9 protein-coding genes are annotated in these 12,480 nt (G+C 48.5%); 2 read left to right on the forward strand and 7 right to left on the reverse strand.

Translation table 11 applies throughout. The features are described 5' to 3' along the window. Positions 1 to 8: 8 nt before the first annotated feature. The 6 genes from ACLTD4_RS07680 to ACLTD4_RS07705 all read right to left on the reverse strand — a co-directional run bounded on the left by ACLTD4_RS07680 (position 9) and on the right by ACLTD4_RS07705 (position 6,563). Positions 9 to 743: a ComF family protein gene (locus ACLTD4_RS07680; protein WP_117621094.1), complete on the reverse strand. Its 735-nt coding sequence runs from the start codon at positions 741 to 743 to the stop codon at positions 9 to 11. A 157-nt stretch (positions 744 to 900) separates the two neighbouring features. Beyond that, a complete protein-coding gene (locus tag ACLTD4_RS07685) occupies positions 901 to 2,337 on the reverse strand; it encodes a Sapep family Mn(2+)-dependent dipeptidase (RefSeq protein ID WP_117621095.1) in 1,437 nt (478 codons plus the stop codon). An 8-nt stretch (positions 2,338 to 2,345) separates the two neighbouring features. Beyond that, the gene (locus tag ACLTD4_RS07690) at positions 2,346 to 3,191 is read right to left on the reverse strand and encodes a carbohydrate ABC transporter permease (protein WP_117621096.1); all 846 of its coding nucleotides are present in this window, start codon (positions 3,189 to 3,191) and stop codon (positions 2,346 to 2,348) included. After that, entirely contained in the window at positions 3,188 to 4,105 is a 918-nt protein-coding gene (locus ACLTD4_RS07695) for a carbohydrate ABC transporter permease (protein ID WP_117621097.1), read from the reverse strand. Before ACLTD4_RS07695 ends, ACLTD4_RS07690 begins: the two co-directional genes overlap by 4 nt. An 82-nt stretch (positions 4,106 to 4,187) precedes the next feature. Then, positions 4,188 to 5,579 carry an ABC transporter substrate-binding protein gene (locus ACLTD4_RS07700; protein WP_117621098.1) on the reverse strand — a complete coding sequence of 464 codons (1,392 nt, stop codon included), beginning with the start codon at positions 5,577 to 5,579 and terminating at the stop codon, positions 4,188 to 4,190. 12 nt (positions 5,580 to 5,591) lie between these two features. Next, positions 5,592 to 6,563, reverse strand: a complete 972-nt coding sequence (locus ACLTD4_RS07705; RefSeq protein WP_117621099.1) for a uroporphyrinogen decarboxylase family protein — start codon at positions 6,561 to 6,563, stop codon at positions 5,592 to 5,594. A gap of 237 nt (positions 6,564 to 6,800) precedes the next feature. Between ACLTD4_RS07705 and ACLTD4_RS07710 the strand changes: the two genes are divergently transcribed. Then, positions 6,801 to 8,591 (forward strand): sensor histidine kinase, encoded by a 1,791-nt coding sequence (locus ACLTD4_RS07710; RefSeq protein WP_117633848.1) that lies wholly within the window; start codon positions 6,801 to 6,803, stop codon positions 8,589 to 8,591. Next, the gene (locus ACLTD4_RS07715) at positions 8,585 to 10,084 is read left to right on the forward strand and encodes a response regulator transcription factor (protein ID WP_117621101.1); all 1,500 of its coding nucleotides are present in this window, start codon (positions 8,585 to 8,587) and stop codon (positions 10,082 to 10,084) included. The genes ACLTD4_RS07710 and ACLTD4_RS07715 overlap by 7 nt, the downstream gene beginning before the upstream one ends. A gap of 48 nt (positions 10,085 to 10,132) precedes the next feature. Here ACLTD4_RS07715 and ACLTD4_RS07720 read toward each other — a convergent pair whose 3' ends face one another. Then, positions 10,133 to 12,367 (reverse strand): ATP-dependent RecD-like DNA helicase, encoded by a 2,235-nt coding sequence (locus tag ACLTD4_RS07720; protein WP_117621102.1) that lies wholly within the window; start codon positions 12,365 to 12,367, stop codon positions 10,133 to 10,135. Between the last annotated feature and the right edge of the window lie 113 nt (positions 12,368 to 12,480).

Here is a 12,480-nt window from a genome sequence, read left to right on the forward strand (position 1 = left end):
ACAATATTTTACTGTCCCCGTCCAATACAAATCGCAATAAAATAGACATTTTTCACTCCCGCACGCAAGAGTGCCCTGGCGCACGCCTCCATCGTGCTCCCGGTCGTATAAATATCATCCACCAGAATCACCCGCGTTACCTCTTCCGGCACCGCTCCCGCCGCAAACGCCTCCTCGAGATTGTGAAGCCGCTCCTTTGGATTCAGCTGCTTTTGAGGCGCGGTCTTCTTCCTGCGCACCAGCATCTCCGGACAGACAGGGATCCCCAGCCGTTCTCCGATCCGGTCGGCAAAAATCTCCGCCTGGTTAAAGCCCCTCTGACGCCTGCGGGACGGATGGACGGGCACCGGCACCAGCGCATCGGCTCCCAGCCGCATCAGAAGCTTCCCATACCGAAGGCAGACCGCCTCCGCGTAAAAATCGAGATATTCCCGCCGGTTTCTGTACTTAATATCCGCCATGGACTTTTTCGCGGTGTCATTATAGTTCAACAGCGCCCTCCCGTAATCAAATGACCGCTTGTGCTTCGTACAGTCCAGGCAGTACTCCCTCTCGGCACTGGTAATCTCCTTTCCGCATTTCTTGCAGACCGGCTGTTTCACGAAAGACAGCTTTTTCACGCAGCCGGGACAGATCAGTTCTCCTTTGGGCAGCACAATGCCGCCGCAGACAGGGCAGCGGCGGGGGAAAAGGAGGTCGGTTAAAAAAGTACGGAGCCGTACCGGAAAAGACACGTTTTTCATATTTTTTCTCCTGTTGGGGGATGGGTATGAAAGATTCTGTTACGATTAAGAAAGATAAGATATACACAAATGATGTTCAGAACTGCCGTATGAAGCCGCATCGGAGTATAGTCCCATTATACCATCTATGTTCTGTTTTTCAATCCCTTTCATCTTTTTAAGACTCTGGATTTTTTCTTTTTCCACTCCGCATTTTATATAGATCATTTAAATTCATGAAGGCATGAATGTAGACCTCCATCGCTTTCTTAAGGCTGGATACCGACTGAATTTCATCGCAGCCATGGCCTCCCCCGTGGCCGGCCGGCAGCCCAAGCTCAGAGTAATCTTTCGGTATGCCCGGCCCAAAGCACACGGTATTCGGTATCATTCCCGCATAGGTATTGCCTCCCATCACATACGGTTTTTTCCCATCCTTCACCACATGATCATACGCAGACAGCAGCGCTCTTACCTCCTCTGAATCAATACTGCCGCAGTAACCATCCCGGTGTTTTTCAGCAGAGACCGTAAAACCATAACGCTCCGCCGCTTTCTGCAGTTGTTCCACCATCTCCCCGGCATTGACCGAAGGCTGGTATCTGATATCCATCGTCAGGCGAACGGTCCGGCCCTTCATCTCCAGCACAGTTCCGGCACATGTGAGATCATCAAAAACCGGATCGCCGGCCGCAATCCCCAGTTCTTTTCCATACCCATCCAGACAGGCTTTTTGCAGAAATTCCAGAATATGTTTTTCCTCTTCTTTCAGCCCGGTTCCCCGTTTTAGAAGCCTGCCGGCCAGACCTATGGGGTTTACACAGCGATCCGGTGCCGCCGCATGCCCTGGTGTCCCATTTATTGTATAGCTCACGATGGACCCGGATACCTCTCTCCTGATCATCGCTCCCAGCCGTAATGCCTCCTCTTCCATATCCCCCATATCTATCGATCGGTCAATACGGATCACAGCTTCTGCCGGTACACTGTTGGAGGCCTCCCCTGCCGTCATATCGATTATCCCTTCTGGGACCGAATCCCGTTCCAGAATCACCACGCATCTGCCCTTCTCCCCATAACACAACGGAAAGCGGCAGTCTGATACAAATCCGAAATCGGGAGCCGGCCATTTCGTCAGATAATAGGCCGCGTCAGCCATTCCCGTCTCTTCACTCAGTCCACAGATCTGACTGATCCGAAAGCATGGCTTTATGTTATGCTCCTTCATATATCTGAGGCAGTAAAGAACCGTGATGACCGCCCCTTTATTATCTGAAACCCCTCTTCCAATCAGAAAGTCTCCCTTTCTCGTACAATCCCACGGGGGATAGGTCCAGCCTTCACCGGCTGGAACAACATCGAGATGTCCCCATACCTGCACTTCTCTTTCACCGTCCCCGTAGAATACCTTTACACAGCGGTTATCGCAGTTCTCCGTATGAAATCCATACTGAGCCGCAATTTTTATCATACTGTGCGCAGCTTCCACCACATCATCTGACTGCTCCTGTCCCGGCCGCGAGACACTGGGGATTTTCACCAGCTCTCCGATATCCCGGACCAGTTCTTCCTCATGCATATCAATCCATTGTCTGATATCATCCTCTCGATCCATATTTCCTCCTATCCCTTAATTCCGGAAGATACGATTCCATCCACCAGATACTTCTGAAGCAGAATAAATATAACAATCAGCGGCAGAATGGAAAGTACCGACATTGAAAACATCGCTCCATAGTCCGAGGTAGAAGCCGGATCACAGAACAGCTTCAGCGCAAGGCTGATGGGATACCGTTCTGATTTATTTACGTACAGAAGAGGCGACAGAAAGTCTTCCCATCTCCACATAAAAGAAAAGATGACTGCGGTAATGAGGGCCGGTACTACCAGTGGAAAAATGATCCGGAAGAAAATGGAATAATAGGAGCAGCCGTCTATCTTTGCCGCCTCGTCAAGCTCTGTGGGGATTCCATTTATAAAGTTCATGATCAGATATACGAAAAATCCCTGAATAGCAAAGCAGTAGGGGACAATCAGAGGAAGATACGTCCCAACCCAGCCCAGCTTCTGATACCATAAGTACTGGGGAATCATAAGTACCTGGGCCGGGAGCATCATGGATACCAGCATTGCGGCAAACAGAAGCTTCTTTCCCCAAAAGCTGCATCGTGAGAAGCTGTATGCCACAAAAGCGGAGGACAGGATGGTGCCGAACGTCGCCAGAGTTGCAATGAAAAAGGAATTTTTAAAAAAGGTGCCAAAGCTTACTTTTCCAAACCCTCTCCAGCCATTCTGATAATTCTCCAGGGTAAACTGCTTTGGTATCAGCTGCCCGGCTGTCGTGAAAATAGTGTTCGTCTCTTTAAAAGAGCTCATTACCATCCAGAGCAGTGGATACACCATAATAAACGCTCCGATCCCAACCAGAAGGTGATAAACAATTTTTCCGGCTATTTTTTTGCTTTTCATGATTTTTCATTCCCTCCTTCATAAACCCAGAACTTTTTCGACCAGAACAACAGTACCGTAATTATGGCGATAATCACCAGCATCACCCATGCCATTGCCGCGCCATACCCCGTGTTGTAGAATTCAAAGGACTGCTGGTACATATAGACGCTGTAGAACAGTGTTGAACTCATCGGCCGTCCCTGAGTTATAATAAAGCACTGCGTAAACGCCAGAAACCCGTTAATCATCTGCATCACCAGATTAAAGAATATGGTAGGTGTCAAAAGCGGCAGCGTAATCCGGAAAAACTGGTTGATTTTTCCCGCGCCATCCACTCTCGATGCCTCATAAAGGGAGATTGAAATCTGCTTTAATGCAGAAAGAAAAATCAGCATGGAAGAACCAAACTGCCAGACTGCCAGGAGAATCAAAACCCATATCGCGGTATTCTTGCTTCCAAGCCAGGAAAAATGGCTGTTGACGCCAATCAGCTGAAGCAGATGGTTAAACGTCCCATCCTCTGCAAATAGCCGTTTCCACAAGATAGAAATCGCTACCGACCCACCGATAATTGACGGGAGATAGTAAGCCGCCCGGTAGATTCCTGTCGCTTTCGTCGTCTGCTTGAGAATCAGGGCTACAATCAGGGCAAATACCAGGCGCAGCGGAACTGAGACCAATGCATAAAAGAATGTCACGGAAATTGACTTGTAGAAGGTTTCATCCTCCGTAAACATTTTCACATAATTGCCGAGACCGATAAATTTGGGAGCGCCCAGAATTTCAAATTCACAAAAAGAATAATACAGCGACATTCCCATGGGAATGACCATAAACACAAAAAAACCAATGATAAAGGGCAGCGCAAAGACGACGCCCGCCGTGCTGTTTTTGCTGAATGCCATTTTTAATTTAATCCATTTTTTATCCATACAAACCACCGCCGTTCTGATAGATTCGAGCCATTTTGGGCAGTAAAAAGGCTGCCGCTCTTCTGCAGCAGCCCTCTGTAGCCTACGATTGCTTACTCTGTAAAATTTTCGTTCCCTGGTTCAACAGCTCCTCTGCTGCCGCCTCGGGGGTAATCTCCTCGTAACAGACCTTTTCTTCCATTTTATATACCACGTCATAAACCTCTGTGGCTCCGTTGGGAGATGCCGGGCTGACCATGGAGCACTTTGGAGTCACCACATTATTAATATAATCAACTACCTTCTGGTCTGATTCGCTCATATCTGATGCAATTGCCTCTGCAACCACCGATGATACAGGCACTCCACGCTCTCCTAACAGAATCTTGTTGCATTCCACGGAGTTAGTCCAGTAATCAATGAGTTTTGCCGCCTCTTCCGGCTGACTGCTGTCAACGGAAACCGAGAAAAACATGCTGGGTTTCAAGTAATTGGATTTTACAGCATCATCGGATGGCCACGTAGTGATGCCGATCTCCATGCCTTCCGGAGCTGCGTTCGTGACGGCGTTCATATTATTGGAAAAGTAAAACGCACACCAGGACATATTGGACGGATCTGAGCCATAGACTAAAGGCTCCTGTTCCGGCTGTCCGATGGATCTCTCTGCAAATACACTCGGATTGATCAGCCAACCCTCATCAATTCCCATTTTATAAAGGTTAAAATATTCCGTCAGGTTTTCCTTTGATGCTCCGATCGTACCATCTCCGAATAAATACTCGCCCTTTGAGCGCAGGAAGAAATCCAGCCACGAGGTTCCATTGTTATACTGAAGATTCGTTTTGTATCCCGTCTTCTCATTTACCTGCCTGCAGATCTCCAGGAATTCTTCCATTGTCATGTTATCCCTGATCTCGATTCCATTTTCCGTAAGCAGGGTCTTATTATACAGAAGTGCCGGCGAATTTACCCCAATGCAGACGGCATACAGGCCATCTCCGATTTTTCCGAATTCCTGTACTGTCTTATCCACATTTTTCAGATCGATGACGCCGCTGTCCACATACGGCTGTAAATCTACCAACATGCCGTTATCCACGTACTGTTTGATATAGGCCTTGTCCATCTGTACAACGTCAGCCATGGTATGGCCCGCCGCGGAAGTCGCCAGCTTATTCCAGTAATCCGCTCCTGAGAGGAACTGTCCGTCAAATGTAACTCCAGGATTTTCCCCTTCATAGAGTGATAATGCTTCCTGCGTCAGTTCTGCCCGCTGCTGGCTCCCCCACCAGGTTATGGTCAGTTCCGTTTTTTCACCGGATTTTTTATCTGCCTCTGTCGTCGTTTCTTTCGTTTCCCTGCTCTCCTGCCCCGTCGTACTCTGAGCTGCCTGCGTGGTATCCTGCTGCTCCTTTGCCGGGCTGCCGCTGCATCCGGTAAGTCCTGCCGCCATAATCACGGCCGCTGCCATTAGCATCACTCTCTTTTTCATATTCCTTCTCCTTTATAATTTTCTTGCGGTCTCCACCGCTAATTTGATTCTCGATAAATCCTGTTCGGTGGCCACGGTGCAGTCAGCACCGAGAATCAGCCCTTTCCGTCCATACGACTCCACGATGGAGTGAACGGTGTTGATCAGAGCCTCCTCACTTCCGGCTGCCAGCACCCCCTGCCGGTTAGCCAGACCTCCCATAACTGTCTTCTGATGAAAGATTTCCCGGCCTTCCCTGATGGAGCAGGGTACTTCAAATGTTCCCCAGTTCACCACATCATATAGATTTTCATCGTAATCCCGGTAATAGTCCAGATTCACATCCCGGTTGCACACATGAAGGAAGCAGTACCCTCCCGCGTCTTTTACTGTTTTCATAATCATCTGGTCAAATGGCGCCACCCACTCTAAAAACTGTTCCCTTGTAAGTCCAAATCTTCTCTCCGCTCCCAGGGAGGCCACAAACACTCCGTCAAGCCCTGCTTCTATGTATTTGACAGACAGTTCACAGAGTCCGTCTGTTATTCTCTTCATGGACTCCAGCACTTTCTCCGGTGCCTCGTTAAGCCACGCATCGAAGATTTTTCTCGATTGATCATATCCATAACCAAGTGATTTGAACGGATGGTACATGGCTGAGGTGCCCACACTGTGAAGTGTACCGATTGTAAAGCATTGCCCGTCCGCCTCTTCTAAAATCCGTTTAACCAGGTCCAGCTGCCTCTTCATAAATGGCTGTTCTGCTGATATCTTCTGGAAGCTCTCATAATCCTGTCTGGTGATAAGTTCATGATCACAGGTCACCAGGTTTTCATTCATAATTTTCAGAATATCCGTATCCGTCTGCTTCAGAAACTGAATATGCGCGTCAACCGCGCTCTCACCATTTGCATACTCCGGCGAAAAATGCATGGAAAAGCAGGAAGGAATTCCATCCGTCTCTTCTCCTCTGACCGCCCGTATTACACGTTCTCTTTTTGTCATGTTCCTTCTCCCCTATCGTGTCTTTACAGTCTTACGCTCCGCCGCTTTCTCTTTCAGCGAAGTTCCTTATCGACTGATCCCAGTATATCACCCGGTCTCCACAATTTTAATCCAATATTCCGGTATCATATGTCAAAAAACCGGCTTCTCCACGGCTTGTTCTTGCTTTTTTCTCTGTGTTTTCTTATGATAATAGTGTCAGGGACACAGCGGGCGGACAAATAAGGGGGAAACGACATGATGAAACTTCTGGCCACTAAAATAAAACTGCTATTTTCCAATACGTCTTTAAAAAGAAAGATTCTTACGATTGTTCTGGTCTCCATCTTCCTGATATCGGGAGTCAGTCTGGCCGGGCTGCAGATCGTTTCTAACGCTTATTTAAAGCTGTTAAGAAATACCATTGCCAATAATCTCTCTTATTCTGCGACCACGATCTCCTATTATTTGTCCAATATCGAAACCATGTCCGGACTCATGCTGTCCGACTCGAATATTCAAAACAATCTTGCCGATGTCAGACATTCGGACAATCCGCGAATTCGGACTGAAGCGTACAAGAATCTATCCTATACGGTTTTGGAATACTATCAGCAATATAAGCCTAATTTTATCAGTTATATTACCCTTAACAACCCTGATTTTATCACCTATTCGAATTTTCTCGGTTCGCGCAAAACTCCCGAGGAGATTGAACGAACCGTTCTCGACGCCGCTCAGGCCGCGGACGGCAGGCCTGTATGGATCAGCAACTACGGAAAAGATCATGGAATCTTTATGGGACGTCTGATAAAAAATATCCAGAGCTCCAATTTGGAAGAGCTGGGCACGCTTCTCGTATCTCTGGACCTGGAAGCGCTTATGGATTCTTTAAACAAGGATAACTCGATGTACGAGGATCCCCAATACTATATATTGACAGGGGATACTATTATCTATAATGACAATCCCGTCTCAGCTTCCATCCATGACCAGCGCCGCAAACCTTCCAGGCAGAGCTACGAGATCATGACGATTGACAGACATAAGTACTTTGTGACGGAAGAGACGATTCCCGGCTTTGACTGGACTTACGTTTGCTATGTCTCTTACGATCCCATATTTCAGTCGGTCTCATTTGTGCGGACACTCAGTATCTGCATGATTATCCTGAGCATCCTGTCAGCCATTGCATTTTCGGAATCCATGATATCCTTCATCAGCTGCCACACCAGAGGGCTGATTCGCAAAATGGAAGTCTTCAGTACCGACGAAAATGCAGTCATTGAAAGCGATTACGATTACAGCTGCCGCAAAGACGAGTTCGGTCTTTTAAACCGGCAGTTTGACCACATGGCCGAAAAAATCAGAAATCTCATACAGGTAAACTATGTAAACGAGTTATGGAAAAAGGATGCGCAGCTTAAGGCTCTGGAAACCCAGATCAATCCGCATTTTTTATACAATACTCTGGAATCCGTCAACTGGCGTGCACAGGTGGCCGGCAATATGGAGATATCATCCATGGTGGAATCGTTGGGCACTCTGCTCCGTGCTACACTCAGTAACTCCACCTCCCATTTTGATCTGAAAAAGGAGCTGGAAATCGTAACCGCATACATCACCATCCAGAAATACCGCTTCGAAGACCGCCTGGAGTATTCTATTCATTGCAACGAGGCATGGTATAACGCTCAGATCCCCAAGATGTGTATTCAGCCTCTCGTGGAAAATTCCATTAATTATGGTCTGGAGGAGTCCACAGAGCTCTGTACCATAGAAATCACTATCGAGCATCAGCCGGAATCGGGTACACTGACCGTTTTGGTCAAAAATGACGGCTCCCTTTTTGAAGATCACCTGCTGGAAAAGCTGCGTTCACAGGAAATAAAGCCTCATGGCTTTGGCATTGGCCTTATTAATATCAACGAACGGATCAAGCTGATGTTTGGAAAAGACTACGGTCTTACTCTTTACAATGAAAACGACTGGGCGGTTGCCAGAATTATTATGCCTTATATCACGGATCAGGAGGGGATCTTATGTTGAAAATGATAATTGCCGACGATGAACGCGTCATAAGGGAAAGCATTTCCTGTCTCATTGATTGGGAGAAACTTGGTGTGGAATTGACCGGATTGTGCAGAAATGGCCTGGAAGCTTACGATATGATTATCGATGAGGCGCCGGATATTGTCCTGACTGATATTCGGATGCCGGGAATGGATGGTCTGGAACTGATCAGAAAGGTCTCACTCATGGATCTGGATACCTGCTTTATCATTCTGTCAGGATACGGCGAGTTTGAGTACGCGAAGGAAGCCATGAAGTACGGGGTCAGGCATTATGTGTTAAAGCCCTGCAACAAGTCATTGATCTCGGACTGCATTGTGGATGTTGCGAAAGACTGTTACGCAAGAAAACGCACACGTTCCCTGGAAGACGGCCATTTTCTTCTGACCAGCAGTATGCACCACAATATTGTCTCCAGTGTTATCAGTGAAAGCCTGGGACAGAGTAAGGCTCTGCCGGAAATCATACGGTCCTATGAGCCGTATCTCGACTTTTATTCCACGCCATACCAACTTTTCTATGTATTTTATCTGGAGATTGGCAGCCTTGAAGTATTTCTTCAAGAGCTGAAGCAGTACTGTGAGCAGACTATGCTGCAGGTAACCATACACGGAACCTACGTACACAATACTCTTCTCCTGTTTTTTAAGGACTATTCGGCAGACTGCGGAATGCTGGAACAGTTTATAAAGCAGCTGGAGCTTCCCATCAAGCCGGTAGAACTGGAAATCCAAAAAGAGACTTATCACAGTCTGTGTGAACTTCTGGAAGTGATCCTGGTCAAGTTGAAGCGGTTCAGTACCATCTATTATCTGAACAACTTTCATTTGCTTTATACGTGCAATTACAACTACCTCATGTCTGAGGCGGAAAGACTGTATCAGGAGTTAAAATCCGGATCACAGGACAGCTTTCAAAGCCTGTCGGAGCTTCTCCTGGGAATTGAAGACACTGCATTTTTAAAACAGCTTTCCGGGAGCCTGCTTTTGAAAGCCTCTGCAGATAATCCGGCCTTTTCCGCCATCAACCTGACGGAATGGCTGTTTGAAATAGATGGTGAAGCGGATCCATCACAACTGAAACAACGGATTCTGGATCACTTAAAACGACTGCTCCTTCTACCGCCCAAAGATACCAATACCAGCTCCATGATTGATCAGATCACTACCTATGTGGAACAAAATTTAAGCAACTCCGGATTGACGTTAAAATTTATCTCCGAGCAGGTTCTCTTTATGAATGTGGATTACGTCAGCAAACGATTCTTTAAGGAAGCAGGCCGCAAATTTTCCGACTACCTGACCGATATTCGGATTATGAGGGCCAAAGAATACATCGCTGCCGGCGAAAAGATTCAGATCATCGCAGAAAAAGTTGGCTGCGGCAATAATCCCCATTATTTTTCCCAGCTTTTTAAGAAGAAAACGGGGATGACCCCCAGCGCATACAGCGACTGTCTCCGAAAATAACAGCCGAAACCGGGCAGAATATTCATCTGCCCGGTCCGGCTGTTTCATTTACTCCTGGGGAACGGTATCATAAATCTCACAAATCCTCTCCCTAAGCCCCGAATACCGTCTCTGCTCCATCTCATTATCCACCATGGCCTGGAACACCTCCGGCACTCCCACCAGACAGACACAGGCCCTGGCCCGCGTCACTGCGGTGTAAATTAAGTTCCGCGTCATCAGCATCTTCGGTCCGCTGAAAATGGGAATCACCACGGCGGGATACTCGCTTCCCTGAGATTTGTGGATGGTGATGGCATAGGCCAGCTCCAGTTCCTCCATCTGTTTGAAGCTGTATTCCACCATACGGCCCTCGTCGAACTCCACGGTAACCAGCTCCGCAAATAAGTTGATCTCACGGATGATTCCGATATCCCCGTTGTAGATTCCGGTTCCCTTGTCCACGGGGATCCCGTATTTATTCCGGACTTCCCACTCGATGTTGTAATTGTTCTTGATCTGCATGACCTTGTCGCCCACACGGAAGGTCACGCCACCGCTCTCCTTCTCCAGCTTGCTCTTATCCGGCGGATTTAGGTATTCCTGCAGGATGGTGTTAAGCCGTTCCACCCCCAGCGCGCCTTTCCGCATGGGAGTCATGATCTGGATATCGTAGGGGTCTGCGCCCACATACCCCGGCAGCTTCTTCTGTACCAGGGTAATCATGGCGTTGATGATCATATTGGGGTCATCACGCTTGATAAACAGGAAGTCATTGCTCTTCTTTCCGAGGGGAACCGTCTCACCTGCATTGATCTTATGGGCGTTGACGACGATATCACTCTGGCTTGCCTGCCGGAAGATTCTGGTCAACATAACTACGTTAAAACAGCCTGCCTCGATGACGTCCTTCAGCACATTGCCGGGGCCGATGCTGGGCAGCTGATTCACATCACCCACCAGGATCAGTCTGGTTCCCGGATTGACCGCCTTTAACAGAGACTGCATCAGATGGATATCCACCATGGAAGTCTCATCGATGATGACGGCGTCCGCGTCCAGGGGGTTCTCCTCGTTTCTTTCAAAATGCATGCCGATAGAACGCTCGTCCCCCGGCATACCGGAGATTTCCAGCAGCCGGTGTATGGTTCTGGCCTCATAACCGGTGGCCTCAGTCATCCGCTTCGCCGCCCGGCCTGTCGGCGCTGCCAGAAGGATCTCCATCTCCTCACTCTCAAAATACCGGATAATGGTGTTGATCGTCGTCGTCTTTCCGGTTCCTGGTCCGCCCGTGATGATAAGAAGGCCGCTGTTTACCGCCTCCACCACAGCCTGCACCTGTTTTTCGTCCAGCTCGATCGACTCTTCCTTCTGAATCTGAAGCAGCTTCTTTCTGATCTTCTCTTCCGGCTCCCGTCCCCTGATATTTAAATCGTGGAGCATCCGCGCCACGCCCATCTCCATGTAGTAATACTGGGAGGCATAGACAACACGGACGCCCTCCGACTCCCGGATCACCAGACGCTTGTCGATCTGCATGTCCATCAGATGTTTTTCAATGGATTGCGGTTCTACCCGCAGGAGCTCCGATGCCTGGGAGAGGAGGTCCGTCTCCGGTAAGTACGTATGGCCGTTGCCGGTGGCCTGAAGAAGCGTATAGAGAACGCCGGATTTAATGCGGAAATCCGAATCCGTGAAGATTCCCACCCGCTTGGCGATCTCATCCGCCATCTTGAAGCCCACGCCGGCGATATCGTCCGCCAGCTGATATGGATTTTCTTTGATAACCGTATAAAGCCTGGGGCCATATTCCTGATAGATTTTCACGGCCAGACTCATGGAAATGCCGTATTCCTGGAGGAACATCATGGCCTGACGCATCTCCTTCTTCTCTTCCACCTGCTCGGAGATCGCCATGGCCATCTTCTCGCTGATCCCCTTCACTTCGGATAAACGCTCCGGTTCTTCCTCCATAATACGGAAAGTATCTGCCTTAAAACGCCGGACAATTCGGGCCGCCAGCGCGGCTCCGATTCCTTTCACGGCGCCGGATCCCAGGTAACGCTCCATGGCCGCCGTATCCTCGGGAGCCTTGATCTCGTAGGTTTCCACCGTCATCTGTTCCCCATAGACCGGATGCTCGGTCATGGGGCCGGTGGCTTCCACCATCTCACCCTCGCTGATATAATGGAAATTGCCGACCAGAGTGTATTCCTCTCCTTCGTCCGTAAGGCTCAAGACCGTATAGCCATTTTCTTCATTGCGATATTTAATTCGTTCTACAAATCCGCAGACCGTCGCCATGGTCTTCCCCCTTTGTCGTCATAGAAAAAATACAGAAAGCAGGCAGTCACAAAACAAGCCCTGCCGGAATCCTATGATCCGCCAGGGTTGTCCTACAACTATCCTGCTTAAAT

The organism is Hungatella sp., assembly GCF_046966825.1.